A 16316-nucleotide genomic window follows, 5' to 3' on the forward strand; every position below is an offset into this window, starting at 1 on the left:
GAGGCACGAGCGGACGACGCACTTTCCCACCCCGCCAAGCACAACCACCCCCTGTGCGGGGAGCACCGCACCTTCAACGGTGAGGGGGCGGAGACATACGGACCATCCCCGCGTGCGCGGGGAGCACGTATTGTCCGCTTGGTGGGATTCTGGAAAGAGGGGACCATCCCCGCGTGCGCGGGGAGCACTACCTGCGCAGGGTCCGCGACCTGTCGAAGACGGGACCATCCCCGCGTGCGCGGGGAGCACAACTGGCTCAGAGAGATCAAACGCACCGCCAAGGGACCATCCCCGCGTGCGCGGGGAGCACGATTGCCGCCACCGCCGCACCGCTGCGGTGCCGGGACCATCCCCGCGTGCGCGGGGAGCACGGTGTAGACCATGACGGTGTCACGGTCTATCGGGGACCATCCCCGCGTGCGCGGGGAGCACACACCGGCGCCAGGTCGGTGACTTTGCGGAAGGGGACCATCCCCGCGTGCGCGGGGAGCACGGCCCGGCCTGGTGGCCGAGGAGTTCGTGGACCGGCGCGACGGGACCATCCCCGCGTGCGCGGGGAGCACCTGGCACGTCAGAGGTGAAGTATTGAACGCCGGGGACCATCCCCGCGTGCGCGGGGAGCACATGAGACTCTTCGCTCTGCTGTCGGTGCCGTGGGGACCATCCCCGCGTGCGCGGGGAGCACTAGCAGACTCGATTACCAAAAAGTCATTTTGGAGGACCATCCCCGCGTGCGCGGGGAGCACGTTCGCTGCGCCGATACATCGCCACCGGCAGGCGGACCATCCCCGCGTGCGCGGGGAGCACATGCCGCGGCCCTCATCGCCGGCCAGTTCGTCGGGACCATCCCCGCGTGCGCGGGGAGCACCGCCGAGGCGGCCGCCATCGCCGCCCAGGAAGCCACCGAGCGGGACCATCCCCGCGTGCGCGGGGAGCACAGTACCGGACGCATGGCCATGGCCGCCGCCAGCGGACCATCCCCGCGTGCGCGGGGAGCACCCTCGTTGACCTGCGGCGCTATCAGCGGTGAATGGCTGTTTTGACCACTTGTTGAGAATCGGGCAAATAACCCATAGGTCGCAAAGCGCGCAGAGGTGTTGGTTGGTGTCCCATGGTCGGCAGTGTAGCCGTGGCTGGGGGCCTGCGGTGGGTGTTGTGGTTAGGTGATCCAGCCGCGGGCGCGGGCTTTGGTCAGGCGGCTTTGGACGGTGCGGGGGTTGAGGCCCAGCGCGGTGGCGATGTCGCGGGGATGAGCCCCGCGACGATACAGCACGAAGGTCTCATCGTCGGGGTGTAGGCGGGTGGGGCTGGGGGTGTGGGGGGTGCGGACCACGCCGGCGGCGTGCAGGCGGCGGCTGATCGTGTCGAGGCTGACCCCCACATGGGCGGCCAGACGGTTCATCGACCAGCCCTCATCGCGGTAGAGGCGGATGACCTCGAGAGTGTTGAGCAGGGCATGCGGGCGCGCCCCCGGCCCCATCGCGGTGCCCGCAGCACGTAGGCGGGCGTAGATGGTGGGCAGGCTCCAGCCGGTGTGGGCGGCCATGGCCGCCACGGCAATCCCGGCCTCATAAGCCACCCGAAACTCCTCCGGAGGGCTGTAGCGATGCAGCCGCGCCAACGCAGGATGCTGCCGGGACTGGGCGTCGGCGGATGCGCAGGGCCGCTCGTCGGGGAATGCGGGGGACTGGGCGTCGGGGGATGGGTGGGGCTGCTCGTTGGGGGTGGTGGTCATGAACAGGGTCTTTCCTCACGGGTGAAACACACAGGTCGGGCAGGGGTGTGTGCAACACACAGATCAGGCACAGAGCAACAAACACAGAACAACGGGGGGTGCCCGGTCGACCCGGGTGGGGGTGTGCGGCCCCCTCCCACGGTCACCGCACGCCCCCACAACAGGAGCCCCACGCGGGGGACCCTCGTGGGCCGACCGGGCGGTCTTGGGCTACTCCCTAGCCGGGCCACGCCCCGGCCACGGGCGCCAATAGCGCCTCGTGCGATCGCGCTTGGGCAGCGGCGGGGGCGGATACTGGCGGCGTAGCCGGGCTTCTAACCCACTGGGGGTGGTGTCGGCCAGCATCGGCGCCAACCCTTTATTCAGGGCGTGTTCGCCGGCCACGGCCACATAGCCCGCACACCAGGGGGCTTCGGTGCGATAGATCCAATAGTCGGGAAACTCGATGCGCATGGCACGCACGGCAGCACTGGGGTAGACCTCCATCACCGCTCACATCCCCGGCGCGCTGACCGGCGCCGCCTGCTCAGGCTCGGGCTGCCACATCAGGTCGAAGAACACCCCGGTTCCGGCCTCGGGCTCTAAGACTCCCCAGGTGTGGGCGAAGGCCTCCACCAACGCCAGTCCATAACCGCTGTCGATGGTCTCGCCGTGGGGGTGGCGGCGCGCGACGGTGGCGCTTCCGGCGTCGTGGACCTGCACGCACAGGCACCCCACAGCGGGCCACAGGAACACCCGCACCGTGAACACCCCACCGGGATCGCCGCTGTGAGTGTGGCGCACCGCGTTGGTCGCGGTCTCCGACAACAGCAACACCGCCGTGGCGGCCTGCTCGTCGGGGATATCAACACCGCTCAACACCGCATCAAGCCAGTCACGCGCGACCTTCACACTCCCCGGGGCTCCGGGAAACCCGCCTACCCACTGCCACGGCTGCGGCTCCATCACCGCACCCCCCTCAACACGTAAGGGCGCACGCGACGACGGCGCGAACGCTCGGGGGGTGTCGCTTGCGGGTTCTGCTGATGCGAGGGTTGCCAGGAAAACCGGGCGCTAACAGCGCTAACCTTGGTCACAAGTCCTCACCTGCTCTATCCAGGTCGAAGGGCTCAGGTCCTGCCAGGTGCTGTCACACCTGGCAGGACCGTTCGCGGTTCAGGCATCAACAATGCCTCAACCAGAACAAGGATTTCCAGAGATTCAACTCAACAAGATCTTTTTGTTCATTCAGGTTGAGTGGAGTTGAAGGCCTGTTCAATAATGCTGATTATGGTTGACAAACCTAAGCCGAAGTGGGCGCGCATGGGACGCGAGATCCGTCGACTAAGGAGACAAGCTGGGCTTTCGCAAGATGATCTTGGAAGGTCAGTAGGCATGACCTACGGCATGATCAGTGCAATCGAGCGAGGTATCCGGGGCGTCAAACCGGACTATCTAAAGCAAATCGATGCCCATCTTTCAACAGATGGAAAGCTCATACGGCTGTGGGAGTCGCTGAACAAAGACCGCTTCCCAAGCTGGCTTCGGGATGTCTTGGAACTAGAGCGCCAAGCCGTGGAGGTCAGAGAGTGGCATCCTGTGCTGATCCCTGGCTTGCTTCAGACTGAGGAATACGCACGGACGATCGTGCGAAACGGTCGGCCGACCGACATGGACGACGAAGTTGACGGGATCGTGGCTGCCCGCATGGCCCGACAAGACATCCTCAAACAGGAACGTCCCCCGTTACTGCTGGTCGTGCTGGACGAAACGGTGATACGCCGTCCGGTGGGCGGAGCCGACGTCATGCGTCCTCAGCTAGACGAGCTTCTCAAGATGTCGCACGCTCCCCGGGTCACCATCCAAATCGTCCCCTTCACCGCAGAGCAGCATCCAGGGTTGTCTGGGCCGTTCCGACTGTTGCAGGACAGTGAAGGCAATGATGTCCTGTACTTAGAGCACGTACTGTCTGGAACTCCAGTGGAAGAACGAGATGAGATCAACCACTGTGCCAGGCTCTACAGCGACCTTCGGGGGGTAGCGCTTCCTCCTGAGGAGTCACGCGACCTAATAGAGAGGGCAAAAGGAGAACTCCAATGAGCAGCGAGCTAGCGGGGCTAACATGGCACAAGTCCAGCTACAGCAACGCTAACGGCGAGTGCGTCGAAGTTGCAGAATTGCCTAGCGCGATGCTGGTCAGGGATACCCAAAACCGCGCGCGTGGGCACCTCGCGTTCTCTGCTGCGGAGTGGGCGGCTCTACTTTCTGAGGTGAAGTGCGACCGACTGTAGCGAGTGGTGTGGGTTCTTGTTGGCCCCTGGGTGTGTTGCCTGGGGGCTTTGTCGTGCACAGGGTGTGGAGGGAGTCCGCCGTAGACCCGAGTCGCCGATTCTTGTCTGTGGGTGGGGAAACTATTCTTCCCGTCGTCTCGAATCTTTTGTGGACGGGAGGAACGGGCCAAGCGGGGCGGGTGAGGTGAGCGGGTCTCCGGAGAGCTAGGGCATCCGCCGGGGTCGGTGCCGCTCACGCGCCCGCTGCGTGGCCTGTTCCTCTGGTTGGTTGTTGGTCGTGCGCTCTCTCCGGAGGTCTTCTGGTGCCCTCGCCCCCGCCCCGCTTCCTCACGGTGCTGCTCACCGCCGTCATGGCCTACTCGATGCTGCAACTGTTCCTGTTGGGGGCGTTCGCTCCCTACCTGAACGCCGAGTTGGGGGTGGGGCCGCCGCTGCTGGGCGCGGCCGTGGCGGTGGGGTTCGCTACCGCCGCGCTGCTGTCGCCGGTGGCGGGCTACCTCACTGACCTGTTGGGGCCACGCACCTGCGTCCTGGGCCTGTTCGCCCTGATCGCGTTCGCGCTGGGCCTGTTCGCCGCCGCCCCCAACGTGTGGGTGCTGCTCGTGGCGGTGGCCATCGGCGGGTTGCCGCAGGCTTTCGCCAACCCGGCCACCAACAAGGTCATCATGGCCACGTTCAGCCCCGAACGCCGCGGCGCTGTGACCGGGTGGAAACAGTCGGGGGTGCAGGTGGGCGCGTTCGCGGCCGGTCTGCCGTTGGCGTCGCTGGCGGCGGCGACGGACTGGCGACGGGCGGTGGCGCTGGCTTCGGTGACCGCGCTGGCGATGGCGCTGTGGGCGGCTCTGGCACTGCCTGTGGACGAGCACCGTTCCCCGCCGCGGGTGGCGGTGGTGCCGCGCGGGGCCGTGGCCTGGCTCACGGGGTTCTCGGTGTTGCTTGGCTGTGGTATCGCCTCGGTCAACGCTCACCTTTCGCTGTTTTCCGCAGTGGAGTTGGGGCTGGGCGAACTGGCGGCGGGCGCCCTGGTGGCGGTGCTGGGTGTGGCCGGCGTCGCGGGCCGGGTGGCGTGGTCGCGGGCTGCCGGCGGGCGGCGCGGCCCTGACGGGTTTCCCGCGCTGCTGGCCTGGCTTTCCGTGGTGGCGGCGCTGTTGCTCGCGGTCGCGCCGCTGGTGCCGTGGGCGGTGTGGCCGGGGGCGGCGCTGATCGGGGTGTTCGCGGTGGCGGCCAACGCGATCTCCATGGTCGTCGTGATGCGGCGGGCGACCGGCGGCCGGGCGGGTCAGGACTCGGCGCTGGTTTCGGCGGGCTTCTTCGCGGGGTTCGCGGTGGGTCCGCCGCTGTTCGGGCTGCTCGTGGAGACGGTGGGCTATCAGGTGGGGTGGCTGTTGGTGGCCGCGGAGTTCGCGCTTGCGGGCGCGGTGGCGCTGGCGTGGCGCCTCGAGGAACGCCGCCGGGCCGTGGCCTGAGCCGCGCCGGCGCGCAGCCCGTACGGGCGGCTCGTCAGCCCCACAGCGGCCGGCTGCCGCCCGCCAACCTCTGTCACCGAGGGCGGGTGGCTTCGTCAGCTTGGGCCGTTGGGGCCGTGTCGCCGGGGCTGGCGCGCCAACCCCGCAGTCTGTTGCGGTATTCGACCGAATGTCCAGTTTGTTAAACGAGAGGTTTCTGAGGCTCGATTCGCATAACAGCTGATTGCCTGTTTTATTGCAAAAGCGCGTCTTCTGGTTATTTCTCACCCGGCTCCTTAGCCGTGCCGTCCTCTCTCGAAAGCACTTTTTGCGAATACTCCGGAACTAACTCCGGCCCGGCTCCGACATGTTTTAAGACCATTAGGTCGGTGCCGCCGTCACCGGAGCGATTCCGCTCGCCGGCGCCGCACCGGCCTCGGCACTCGCATAAGGGAGACCATGGCCTTCTATGAGTTGCCGCGTCCATTGGACGACGTGCACATCAGCGCCACCGGCAACCCCCACCTGCGGCGCCACGTCAGCGCCCACCTGGCCGCGCTGGGCGCCCGCGTCGACGCCCGCCACGGCGACCACCACCCCACCCCGAGCGCGTCCTTCACCATCCAGGACGGCAGCCAGACCCGCTTGGGCTGGTCCTCCGGTGCGGGCCGCCCCACCGGCATCGCCGACGAGGCCACCGCGCAGGCCGCCTGCGGCCTCATGCACGTCCACGGCCGCCGATCGGGACGTCCCGTCGCGCTGGCAATGGACTACGTGACGGCGTGCGCGGCCTCGGCCACCGCGATGGGCGTCCTCGCCGCCGAGATCGCCCGCAGCCGAGGCATGCCACCCACTCTCGTCGACGTCGCCGCCGACGCCTGCGCCCTGCTGTCGGTGTCGCAGTACCTCGCCGCGACCTGCGCCCCCGACGCCGAAGCGGTAGCTATCGCCCCCGGTGGTGCCACCTTCACCACAGCCGACGGGGTGGCCTTCGAGATCGAAGCCCTCACCACCGAACCGTGGGCGGCGTTCTGGCGGGAACTCGGCGCGCCCCGCGAGGCGATCAGCGCCGGATGGGCGCCGTTCCAGTTCCGCTACGCCACCGCCTGCGCCCCACTGCCCGAAGAGTTGCGCACGGTCGCCGCCGCCAGCACCTGGGAGCGGGTACGCACGGCGGCGCGGATGTCAGGCACCAGCCTGGCGCGCGTGCGCACCCCGCAGGAGCACCCCCTCCGAAAGTCCGCCGCTGACGAGGAGCCGGTCTGGTGGACCCTGGGCGCGCTCACCCCCGCCCCGCCTTCGCCCCGCCTACGGCAGCCCATGGAGGCGGGGCTGCCGTTGGCGGGAGTCACGGTGCTGGAAGCCGGCAGGCGCGTCCAGGCGCCGATGGCCGCCCACCTGCTGTGGCTGCTCGGCGCCACCGTCATCCGCATCGAGCCACCCGGCGGCGACCCGCTGCGCGGCATGCCCCCCACCTGCGGGAAACTGTCGGCGCGCTGGCTGGCGCTCAACCGCGGCAAAGACGCCGTGGAGATCGACATCAAAGACCCCGCCGGCCGCTCCCAACTGCTCGACCTAGCGGCCGGAGCCGACGTGTTCCTACACAACTGGGCGCCGGGCAAAGCCGAGGAACTGGGGCTGGACGCGGAAGCGTTCGCCCGCGCCAACCCCGGCATCGTCCACGCCCACACGTCGGGGTGGGGCGGCGGCATCGCCGACGCCCCCATGGGGACCGACTTCATGGTGCAGGCCCACACCGCGACCTCGACGATCGAGCCGTCCACCGGTACGCGCTCAATCGCCTCGTTGATGACCATCCTCGACGTCCTGGGAGGTTTCCTCGGCGCCCAGACCGTGCTGGCCGCTCTCCTCGCCCGGCTGCGCTCCGGCCGCGGCGTCCGCGCCGAAAGCTCGCTGCTGGGCGCTGCCCACACGCTGGCGGCCCGCCCGCAACCCCGCCCCGCCCGGCTTGTGGCCACCCGAGACGGCTGGGTCGCCACCCGCGGCGACGCGCCCGTGCCCCTCACCCTCGCGCCGGGCGCGACCAACGCCGACGTGGTGCGCCGGCTGCGCTCCGAAGGGGTCGCAGCCACGCCCGTCACCACCGACCTCACCACCCTTCCCGACGATCCGCGGATCGCCGGGCTGCTCTCTCGCGACAGTCACGGCGCTGTCGCCGTCGCCACCCCCTGGAGGCTGCGTTGAGACCAGAGCTGCCCGATCTTGTCCCCGCCGCGCTGCGCCGCGAATGGGCGCGCCGCGGCGACTATCCCGACCTGGACATCTACACGCTGTTTCGCGGGTGGGCCGCGGTCTGTCCCGACCGGGTGGCGGTGGTCGATGACCACGGCTCGACCTCTTATGCCCGACTGGATCTGCTCGTGCGGCAGACCGCCTCCGGGCTGCTGGCGTTGGAGATCGAACCGGGCGACGTGGTGGCCGTGCAACTGCCCAACGGGCTGGCGGCGGTGACGTGTGAACTAGCTATCGCCGCTGTTGGCGCGGTCGCGCTGCCCGTGCCGGTCGGGCGGGGCAAAGACGAGGTGGCCGCCCTGCTGCGCCGCAGCGGCACGGCGATGATCATCGCCGCTGCCCACCACCGCGGCCGTTTCCCCGCCACGGTCGCCGAGGAGCTGCGCGAAGGGCTGCCCGATCTGCGGCGGGTCGTGGCTGTCGGTGAAGACGAAAATCTCGCCCTGGCCACCGTGGCTTCCGCGTCGCAGCGGGACCGTCCCGAGTTGCCCCGCGTGGACCCCGACGCGGCGGCCCGCATCCTCGTGTCCTCCGGCTCCGAAGCCGAGCCCAAAATGGTCGCCTACTCCCATAACGCCCTAGCCGGTGGGCGAGGCAACTTCATGGCCGAACTGTGCCACGACGACCAGGTGTTGCGCGCCATGTTCCTGGTGCCGTTGGCCTCGGCGTTCGGCAGCAACGCCACCTCGGTGACGCTGGCCCGCCTCGGCGGCACCCTCGTGCTCAGCCGGCATTTCCAGGCCGAGGAGACCCTGGAACTGATCACCGCCCACCGGCCCACGCACCTGCTCGGGGTGCCCACCATGGTCCGGATGCTGCTGGCAGCCGGGCAGCAGCACCCGGTCGCGCCGCCGGACTCGGCCGAGTCGCCCGGAGAGTCCGAACCGGTTCCGCTGTCTCCTCCCGCCCTGCCCTCGCTGACCGCGCTGGTGCTGGGCGGCTCCCCGCTGGACGCGGCCACCGTACACGCCGCACGGCAGGCGTTCGACTGCCCCGTGGTCAACCTCTACGGATCGGCCGACGGGGTGAATTGCCACACCGGGCTTGCCGGCGACCCACTCGACACCTCCGGCCCAGGGGTTGCCGCCGGCAAACCCAATCCGCGCGTGGCCGACATCCGCATCGTCGACTTCGACCACAACGAGGTGCCCGCCGGCCAGACCGGCGAGATCATCGCCCGCGGCCCCATGACGCCGATGTGTTACGTGGGCGCGCCCGACCTCGACGCCCGTTACCGGACCACGGGCGGGTGGGTGCGCACCGGCGATGTCGGTGTGCTCACCGCAGGTGGGGAGCTGCGGGTCGTCGGGCGGCTCAAAGACGTGGTCATCCGCGGCGGGGCCAACATCAGCCCCACCGAAGTGGAGGAACACATCCGGAGCTATCCAGGGGTGAGCGACGCCGTGTGCTTCGGGGTCGCCGACCCGCTCATGGGGGAGCGGCTGGCTGCGGCCCTGGTCGTCGCGCCCGACCACTGCCCCACGGTCGAACAGCTCGGCTCCCACCTGGCCCGGGCGGGCCTGGACGCCTACAAGCACCCCGAGCACGTGGTGGCGGTGCAACAACTGCCGCTGACCCCCGCCGGGAAGGTCGACAAGGACGCGCTGCGCGCCCAGCTCCCCGAAACCGCCCCCACTGACACCTAGACAACGAAAGGAAGAGCGAGGGTGGGGCAGCCACAGCCCGGCCCCACCCTCGCTGGTCATGCGCTGCCGGTCAGGAGCCCGAGCCCGCCGAGCCCTCACCGTTGAACGCCGCAGCGATCAGGGTGGCGTTTTGCTGGTACAGCCCAATCAGGTCCATCCCCTCGCTGGGGTAGTTGACCACGTCGATCTGCACCGCCTCGGAATCCGGCAGCACCGGCCCGGTCGACATGTGCACGTTGTCGAACACGAACTCCGGCTCGGCGTCGCGCAGCGTCGCAACATCATCGGGAGTGAGCTGCTCAGGACCGTAGGTCTGCACCACCTCAGCGCCGGCAAGCTCAGCCGCCCACGCCGTGTAGACCTGACTGACCGCCGTGGGGGCGGAATCGCCCGGCCACTCTTCACGCAGCTCCGACGCGATCTCCTCGCGCGCCGTCTCGAAAGCTCCGAGCCAGCCCTGCGCGGCCTCACTGGTGTCGAACAACTCACCGAGCCGTTCCACCTCCGCCGCGACCACGTCGGGGGAGTTGTCGGCGTCGACCTCCACCGTCTCGGCCTCGGCACCGGCCGCCTCGGTGATCTCCGAAGCGAACGATTCGAACGGGCTGTACAGCACGAAGTCAGCGCCGGCGACCGCCGTCAGGTCGGAAGGCTTGGGGTCGTAGTCGGGCGCGTGCTGCACCGACACCGGCACGATCACCGTCACGTCCTGGGCGCCGGCGGCCCTAGCGAACGCGGCCTGCCAGGTGGTGGTAGCCACCACCGCCGGCCCGTCGTTTTGCGAAGTGTCGGGCTCGGCGCCGGTGTCCTCAGGCGAGGCGCAGCCGGCCATCAGCAGCGCGACCGCGCTCAATGCGCCGAGGTGGAGGGGGATGCGGTAGGCCATGACCGAGTGTTCCTTTCGGGGACGATATGGACAACCAGTGCGAACAGGCCCGAGATGAGCACCAGCACCGGTCCCGGGGGAAGGTCGAAGAGTAGCGCGACAAGGAAACCCGCCGCTGTCGTGAGGAGCCCCACGCCGACCGCCCACGCGACGATCGAGGCCAGCGAGGTTCCCAACCGGCGGGCCGCCAACGCGGGCAACAGCGTGAGTGCATCCACCAGCAGCGCCCCCGTGAGCCGGATCGCGCCCGCCACAGCCACAGCGACGAGGACCAGCAGCACGAGCGTGAGCACCCGCACCGGCACCCCCGAACACAGCGCCAACTCACGATCGTGCAGCAGCAGCGCAAGCTGGCGCCGCCGGACGACGAACAGGCCGGGAACCACGAGCGCCAGCGCACCCAGGACGACGAGATCGACAGTCTGCACGGCCAGGATCGAGCCCCACAGCAGCTCGAACGCCCCCGCCGCGTTGACCCCCGAGACCGCCAGAACCAGCAGGGCAGCCGCGATCGCCAAACTCATCAGCATCCCCATGCCGCCCGAAAGCCCGCCAGGGTTGCGCGCCAGCGGGCTGATACCCGCCCCCGCCGCCGCGCACGCCACCAGCGCGCACACGGTCGCATCCAGCCCCGTCAGCAGCCCAACCGCGATACCGAGCAGCGCCACGTGCATCATCGCGAACCGCACGGGCATGATGTCCAGCCCCACGATGATCACGCCCACGATCGGCAACCCGACCGACCCCAGCAGCAGCCCCAGCATGGCGCGCTGCACGGCCGGCATCGCCAGTAACGAGGGCAGCGTCGCCGGGTCGATCACGTCACCTCCCGTAGCCGTCCGGCCGCCATCTCCAAGCGCCGGTCACACCGTTGGGCCAAGGTCTGGTCGTGGGTCACCACCAGCACGGTCACCGGCAGGGCCAGCAGCGCCTCCGCCGCCTCGGCGCGCCCCTGGAAGTCCAGCGCCGCGGTCGGCTCGTCGGCCAGCACCGCCCGCGCTCCGGCCGCCACACACCCGACCGCGCGCGCCAAGTGGGTGCGCTGCAACTGTCCACCCGAGAAGGTGCTCACTGGCCGGCGCAGCAGGTGGCCCACCCCCAGTTGGTCCGCGGCCGAACGTGCGGCGGCAGGGGCGCCGCTACTGTCCAACAGCTCCTCACCCAACAGCGGGAACGCTCCGGCCGACTGGCGCTGCGGGAGCCACGCGCATTCCCGGCGTCTGCGCGCCCAGTCGGCCGCCGAGCGTGCCACGTGCCCGTCCACGGCGATTTCGCCGCGCGTGCGGGTGTGCAGGCCGAGAATCGCGCGTAGCAGGGTCGTCTTACCCGAACCGTTCGTGCCGATCAGCGCGACCTTCTCGCCTGCCTCCACCGCCACGTCCACCCCGCGCACGGCCACGATCGGCCCATGCGCGCAGCTCACCCCCGCCACGCGGACCTTCGCTCCCGCCCTCATCGCCCTCCCGCTCGCTCCCGCTGCCACGGCTAGCCTCCCCGCGCCGCCGCCGACTGCGGCATGGGGGAACCGCACCTAACGGTATGAAATTCCCCGATCAAATATGTTTGGCGAAGTAAACCGTTTGCGTTACTTTCGCTGCCTAGCTCGAAACCGGGGTGTATGGGGTATGGCCAGCGGAGGTCGGCTCGTCGGCGGAGAGTTACATTCCCCTGTCGGCTCTCCTACCCCCCGTTTTCCCGCTGGCCGATTCCCTGCCGCTGCTCTGGTCTGCATACCTCCGTCCCGTTCCGTCGCAGTGCTGCGGGACGGGACGGAGGTGCCGGGCCGGTGTCGGGAGCGGGAAGGGCACGAGGAGTCAGGAGGCGAGGGAGATGCGGAAGGGGGAGAAGGGGGAGACGGCATGGAGGTGGAGATAGGGAAGGGCGCGGAAGCGGGTAGGTGGCGCTGGGGCGGGATGGGCGGTGCTGTCAGCACCTAAAGTGATTTTACTTTGAGTGAAAAAATGAAGACATAGAGCTATATCGACAGGTGGCAGGGAGCCGAACGGGGCACTGAGACGGCGCCTCGGGGAGAGCGATTCGGGGAACTTGGGTTTCGGGGAGCCCGAGGGGCGATTGGTGTCCTCCTGGCAAGCACGTGGGCTGGCGCCGGTGAGACAGGCGACGAAGATGAGGTGGGTGCGGGCCGGGTCGGTTGTCGGTTCCGGCCCGCTGGGGTTGGTGCTGGCAGCGAGGAGCGGCGAAGGCCAGTGGGGGTGGGGTGGCGCCGGGTTGGTTCCGGTGGGTGGGGGCTTCGCCAGGGGTGAAGAAGGGGTGACTGGTGGAGCAAGATCGCCGCGAAAGGTGTCCGCTCGGCGATTCTCGCGGCCGAGGATCGCCGAACGGCGACTCTCATCGTGATCACGGCAACGCTGAGCGCAGCCACCAACTATTTAGTGCCCGCTTTGGCCTGTTGTGTCGGTTCCCTGGCCGGTGAGAACGCTTGTTCTCGCATGGGGGTCGCATGTTGGACATTCGCGCCGCTATTGCGAGGAGCTCTGAGAGGGGGTGTCGCTTTTGCGGCGCTGTTTTTGTCGGGTGGCTGTGCCCAGTGTCGCGGGGAACGCGGCACTGGGCACAGTCCGTGCTCAATCCACCCTCGTGTGTCTCATCTGGTGAGATGTGGGTCGTTGTGCTCCCCTGAGCTGCGCCCCATCTCAAAGCAGGCCGCATGTAACAGGCTGCCCCATCCCACCGCCCGTCTTCGCTGCTTCCCGTTACCGTCGGTCCCCCAGCGCACAGCACCGATGTGGTGCCCGTTCACCCACTGCTGGCCGTCGTTGCCTCGTTATTGGCCTCACTTCCGAGACTGGCTCCGTTGCTGGGGCGCTCCACCCCTGCTCGTCTTGGTTGCTTTCGTCGCCGGATTTGCCTCGGCGAGACAACACCGAGGTTGAGGGGGTGTCGAGGCACTATGGCTGGGGGCGCGGTGCGGTTTTGGGCTTGAGGGGGGCGTGTGGTGCTCCCCGCCGCTCGTGCCTCGATCGCTTCGCGATCTCGGCAGCTCAAGGGTGGGTTGTGTCTGGGGGAGGAGTGTTGCTGGCTGGCGTTTCTCAGGGCCTGAAGGGGTGGGCTGTGCCTGGGGTGCAGCCTGCCGCCGTGTCAGGGGAGGTTGTCCCCGTTGTGTCCCGAGCTATAGCGACGTTCTTCCGCTTTGGTGGCTGCCTACGTCGTTTGAGGCCACCTCAACCCCCTGCTCTCGCACATCTTGCGCCGCCTCAGCCACCGTGTCTCCCCAGCCACTGTGCCCCCCAGGCTGCCGAGATCGCGAAGCGATCGAGGCACGAGCGGCGGGGAACACCACACGCCCCCGCCAGCAACAGCCCCATCCCCGCATGCGCGGGGCGTACCGGCGGGGGAGCGGTGGCCGGTGAGGCCCTCCAGGACCATCCCCGCATGCGAGGGGCGTACGCTGTCTCTCCTCAGCCTCTTGGGCACGCTCCTGGACCATCCCCGCATGCGCGGGGCGTACCACCTCGGCGGGGTCGGCGAGCTTGGCGGCTACGGACCATCCCCGCATGCGCGGGGCGTACCCACATCAGCGCGACCGGGAGCGCGAAGCCGGCGGACCATCCCCGCATGCGCGGGGCGTACGGGCCGCCGACGCAGAACACTACGCCCTCACACGGACCATCCCCGCATGCGCGGGGCGTACCCTTTTTGACCTGCGGTTTTATCGGGGCTGGGTGGCCGTTTTGTTCACTTGTCGATAAACGGACAAAACAGGTGTAGCGCTGTGGGGTGTCAAAACTTCGCTCCGTCGAACCTTACCGGCAGGGCTTACACCTCTTCTCTCCTGAGCCTTTCCTCTGAGGGCTCTCGCTTGTAGGCGAGAGGTGGTTCTCCCACCCCCGCACGGGTGGTCGACGAGGTAAACCTACTGCCCTACAGCGAGCGCGCCCACCCATCTACGCAAGAATGCCCGCCCACCGGCGCGAGCGTGCCCCCACCTGCTCGGGCCCGCTCACTTGCGCGGGGGCGCCCGTCCTTTACAGGGGCAAGGATCTCCACCCCACGTCTTTCTCGTTTGCCCCCTGTGAGGCCACCCCGACCTGTTGCTTCCGAATCCTTACCGGGTGGGGCGACAAGAAGGGCAGAACTCTCGTTGGCGTCGCCAGAGTTGCCGATCCGCCGGTCATGGTTGGTTGCGTGGTGCGACCATGGTCTGCATGGTGTCCGCGCAGCCGCAGTTCCGGTTCCTGCGCGCCGGAGTGTTCACCTCAGCGTGCGTCGGGGTGGCTATGGCCGGGCACGCGATGATGTCCGCCCGCGAGTTGCCGCTGCTTGGCCCGGCCGTCGGCTTCGCGCTGGTGTACGTGTTGGCGTGGGCGGGCGCCGACCGGGAGCGGGGCCTCGGCGCGATCCTGTGCTGGATGGTGTGGGCGCAAGCCGCGCTGCACACGGTGTTCGGCTACGCCCAGTCCGCGGCGTTTTCGGCCGCCGATCCTCTCACCGCCCACCCCGCCGTGCGGGCGGCGGTGCCGCCCGCCGGAGCCGACACCGCCCCGGCGACAGCCATGGCACCGGCCACTGACGTGGGCATGTTTGTGGCGCACCTGCTCTGCGCCTCGATCGGCGCGTGGTGGTTGCGCCGTGGCGATGCCGCGCTGTTCGCGCTGTTGCGGCTGGCGGCCACGCTGCTACTGCCGGTCCTGCTCGTCGTGGGCGCCCTACCCAGCCACCGGTACCGCGGACTCGCCCCGCTGCGCCCCAGACGCGGAGACGGTAACCGTGTCGTGCGCTGCCTGCGCCACACCGTGGTCCTGCGCGGCCCACCCGAGCCGCTTCCCACCTGACCCGCCGCCCAATGCCCGTCTCCCACGCCCGTGTCCCGCCGATGCGGCAGGGGTGGAGCCGCCGGTTGGGTGGCGTGGGCGGGCGGTGTGGAGAGCCAGGTACAGGGCCGGCGTCGAGGGGCGCCGGGCCGGTCGTGCGTGCCGAGGCCCCGTTCGCCCGCGTCCCGCGCGCTGCCCCGTGGGGCACCGCGCGGGCTGTGCCATCGCCGCTGCCTCCATGACGGGCCGCACGAGCCACCGGTCTGGCTGGAGGACGGTGGGTGAGGCGCGACCACTGGAAGGAGACCTATGACGTTCGTGCTGGAACAGAGCGTTTTCGGCGTCGTGCCGCGGTGTTCGTGCGGTTGTGTCGCCGGTGTGTCGGATTCGGGGGGCTTCGGGCGGGAGGCGCCCCGGGGCCGCGGTATGAGGGGTCGAGGTGTCCCGGCGGCTTGGCCGCTGTCGCCCGAAGGCGATGCGCCTCCGCGTATGGCCTTCGACGGCCGTGGGCAAGCGCTCGCGAGCGGCGTCGTCGCGTCCGGCCACCGCTGGGCCGTTGCGACGCTCCGCGTTTCCCGCCCGGTTTCTCCCCTCTATGACGTGCCCCTTGCGGGAAACCCCACAGCCGTTGCGGCACGCCGCGTTTCCCGCCCGGTTCACCGCACCATCCGCTGTGCCCCGGTGCTGTGCCGTTGGGGGGCACGGGTGCCGTCTCGGCGGGTGCGTCGTGGATGAGGCGGAGCTGACGCAGTTGGCCATGGCGGCGCGGGACGGCGACGTGTCGGCGCTAGAGCGGCTCATCGAGGAGACACGTCGCGATGTCATGCGGTTCATCGCGGCGATGGCCGACCCGCGGTGGGCTGAGGAACTCACCCAGGAGACCTTTATGCGGGCGCTGCGTGGGCTGCCGCGGTTCGCCGGGCGGTCTTCGGTGCGCTCGTGGCTGTTGGCGATCGCCCGGCACACAGTGGCGGACCGCTACCGGGAGCGGTCCGCCCGCCCCCAGACGTCGGGGGTGGCGGAGTGGGACGCGGTGCAGAGCCACCTGCCCCGGCCGACCGAGCGTTTCGACGAGCGGGTGGCGCTGCTGGACCTGCTTGCCGGCCTTAGCAAGGAGCGGCGTACCGCTTTTGTCCTGACCCAGTTGGAGGGGTTCTCCTACATCGAGGTGGCGCGGATGTTCTCGCTGCCGGTCGGTACGGTGCGTTCGCGTGTCGCTCGGGCGCGCGAGGATCTGGTGCGGGCGCTGCGCGCGGCGGAGTCCACGGCGGCCACCGAGTCACCGACCATCACCGCGACATCCTGAGCG

At 69.3% G+C, this 16316-nt stretch carries 13 protein-coding genes and 2 CRISPR repeat arrays; of the genes, 7 read left to right on the forward strand and 6 right to left on the reverse strand.

What is annotated here, in order from left to right; genetic code table 11:
- The first annotated feature begins 99 nt into the window (after window positions 1–99).
- Window positions 100–999: a CRISPR direct-repeat array (repeat unit 28 nt; unit sequence GGACCATCCCCGCGTGCGCGGGGAGCAC).
- 160 nt (window positions 1000–1159) lie between these two features.
- The 3 genes from ABD848_RS14590 to ABD848_RS14600 form a co-directional block, all read right to left on the reverse strand.
- Entirely contained in the window at window positions 1160–1735 is a 576-nt protein-coding gene (locus ABD848_RS14590) for a hypothetical protein (RefSeq protein ID WP_344972092.1), read from the reverse strand.
- Window positions 1736–1945: 210 nt separating this feature from the next.
- Window positions 1946–2221 (reverse strand): hypothetical protein, encoded by a 276-nt coding sequence (locus ABD848_RS14595; RefSeq protein WP_344972094.1) that lies wholly within the window; start codon window positions 2219–2221, stop codon window positions 1946–1948.
- 6 nt (window positions 2222–2227) lie between these two features.
- Window positions 2228–2680 (reverse strand): ATP-binding protein, encoded by a 453-nt coding sequence (locus tag ABD848_RS14600; protein WP_344972096.1) that lies wholly within the window; start codon window positions 2678–2680, stop codon window positions 2228–2230.
- Between the two features lie 357 nt (window positions 2681–3037).
- Between ABD848_RS14600 and ABD848_RS14605 the strand changes: the two genes are divergently transcribed.
- The 5 genes from ABD848_RS14605 (at window position 3038) to ABD848_RS14625 (ending at window position 9349) form a co-directional block, all read left to right on the forward strand.
- Window positions 3038–3814, forward strand: a complete 777-nt coding sequence (locus ABD848_RS14605; protein WP_344972343.1) for a helix-turn-helix domain-containing protein — start codon at window positions 3038–3040, stop codon at window positions 3812–3814.
- Window positions 3811–4005, forward strand: coding sequence for a DUF397 domain-containing protein (locus ABD848_RS14610; RefSeq protein WP_344972098.1), 195 nt, complete (start codon window positions 3811–3813; stop codon window positions 4003–4005). The genes ABD848_RS14605 and ABD848_RS14610 overlap by 4 nt, the downstream gene beginning before the upstream one ends.
- Window positions 4006–4307: 302 nt before the next feature.
- A complete protein-coding gene (locus ABD848_RS14615) occupies window positions 4308–5471 on the forward strand; it encodes an MFS transporter (RefSeq protein ID WP_344972100.1) in 1164 nt (387 codons plus the stop codon).
- A gap of 438 nt (window positions 5472–5909) precedes the next feature.
- Entirely contained in the window at window positions 5910–7655 is a 1746-nt protein-coding gene (locus ABD848_RS14620; protein ID WP_344972103.1) for a CoA transferase, read from the forward strand.
- On the forward strand, window positions 7652–9349 hold the full coding sequence (locus ABD848_RS14625) for a class I adenylate-forming enzyme family protein (RefSeq protein ID WP_344972106.1): 1698 nt from the start codon (window positions 7652–7654) through the stop codon (window positions 9347–9349). Before ABD848_RS14620 ends, ABD848_RS14625 begins: the two co-directional genes overlap by 4 nt.
- A gap of 70 nt (window positions 9350–9419) precedes the next feature.
- On the opposite strand, the gene ABD848_RS14630 is transcribed toward ABD848_RS14625, so the two are convergent.
- Genes ABD848_RS14630 through ABD848_RS14640 form a run of 3 tightly spaced genes read right to left on the reverse strand, consistent with a single transcriptional unit; the run spans window position 9420 to window position 11691 of the window.
- On the reverse strand, window positions 9420–10235 hold the full coding sequence (locus tag ABD848_RS14630; protein WP_344972108.1) for a metal ABC transporter solute-binding protein, Zn/Mn family: 816 nt from the start codon (window positions 10233–10235) through the stop codon (window positions 9420–9422).
- Window positions 10199–11056, reverse strand: a complete 858-nt coding sequence (locus tag ABD848_RS14635) for a metal ABC transporter permease (RefSeq protein ID WP_344972110.1) — start codon at window positions 11054–11056, stop codon at window positions 10199–10201. Before ABD848_RS14635 ends, ABD848_RS14630 begins: the two co-directional genes overlap by 37 nt.
- Window positions 11053–11691: an ATP-binding cassette domain-containing protein gene (locus tag ABD848_RS14640; RefSeq protein ID WP_344972112.1), complete on the reverse strand. Its 639-nt coding sequence runs from the start codon at window positions 11689–11691 to the stop codon at window positions 11053–11055. The genes ABD848_RS14635 and ABD848_RS14640 overlap by 4 nt, the downstream gene beginning before the upstream one ends.
- Before the next feature lie 1862 nt (window positions 11692–13553).
- Window positions 13554–13887: direct repeats of the CRISPR family, unit length 29 nt; unit sequence CGGACCATCCCCGCATGCGCGGGGCGTAC.
- Window positions 13888–14401: 514 nt separating this feature from the next.
- On the opposite strand from ABD848_RS14640, the gene ABD848_RS14645 reads away from it, so the two are divergent.
- Window positions 14402–15028 (forward strand): hypothetical protein, encoded by a 627-nt coding sequence (locus tag ABD848_RS14645; protein WP_344972114.1) that lies wholly within the window; start codon window positions 14402–14404, stop codon window positions 15026–15028.
- Between the two features lie 706 nt (window positions 15029–15734).
- Entirely contained in the window at window positions 15735–16313 is a 579-nt protein-coding gene (locus ABD848_RS14650) for a sigma-70 family RNA polymerase sigma factor (RefSeq protein WP_344972116.1), read from the forward strand.
- The last annotated feature ends 3 nt before the right edge of the window (window positions 16314–16316 follow it).

Origin of the sequence: Salinactinospora qingdaonensis (genome assembly GCF_039539445.1) — a bacterium.
Classification (GTDB): domain Bacteria; phylum Actinomycetota; class Actinomycetes; order Streptosporangiales; family Streptosporangiaceae; genus Salinactinospora; species Salinactinospora qingdaonensis.

What these genes read in the sequence shown, in the direction of transcription:
- ABD848_RS14590 (WP_344972092.1), bottom strand. Translation starts at nt 1,735, where the DNA reads ATGACCACCACCCCCAACGAGCAGCCCCACCCATCCCCCGACGCCCAG.
- ABD848_RS14595 (WP_344972094.1), bottom strand. Translation starts at nt 2,221, where the DNA reads ATGGAGGTCTACCCCAGTGCTGCCGTGCGTGCCATGCGCATCGAGTTT.
- ABD848_RS14600 (WP_344972096.1), bottom strand. Translation starts at nt 2,680, where the DNA reads ATGGAGCCGCAGCCGTGGCAGTGGGTAGGCGGGTTTCCCGGAGCCCCG.
- ABD848_RS14605 (WP_344972343.1), top strand. Translation starts at nt 3,038, where the DNA reads ATGGGACGCGAGATCCGTCGACTAAGGAGACAAGCTGGGCTTTCGCAA.
- ABD848_RS14610 (WP_344972098.1), top strand. Translation starts at nt 3,811, where the DNA reads ATGAGCAGCGAGCTAGCGGGGCTAACATGGCACAAGTCCAGCTACAGC.
- ABD848_RS14620 (WP_344972103.1), top strand. Translation starts at nt 5,910, where the DNA reads ATGGCCTTCTATGAGTTGCCGCGTCCATTGGACGACGTGCACATCAGC.
- ABD848_RS14630 (WP_344972108.1), bottom strand. Translation starts at nt 10,235, where the DNA reads ATGGCCTACCGCATCCCCCTCCACCTCGGCGCATTGAGCGCGGTCGCG.
- ABD848_RS14640 (WP_344972112.1), bottom strand. Translation starts at nt 11,691, where the DNA reads ATGAGGGCGGGAGCGAAGGTCCGCGTGGCGGGGGTGAGCTGCGCGCAT.
- ABD848_RS14645 (WP_344972114.1), top strand. Translation starts at nt 14,402, where the DNA reads ATGGTGTCCGCGCAGCCGCAGTTCCGGTTCCTGCGCGCCGGAGTGTTC.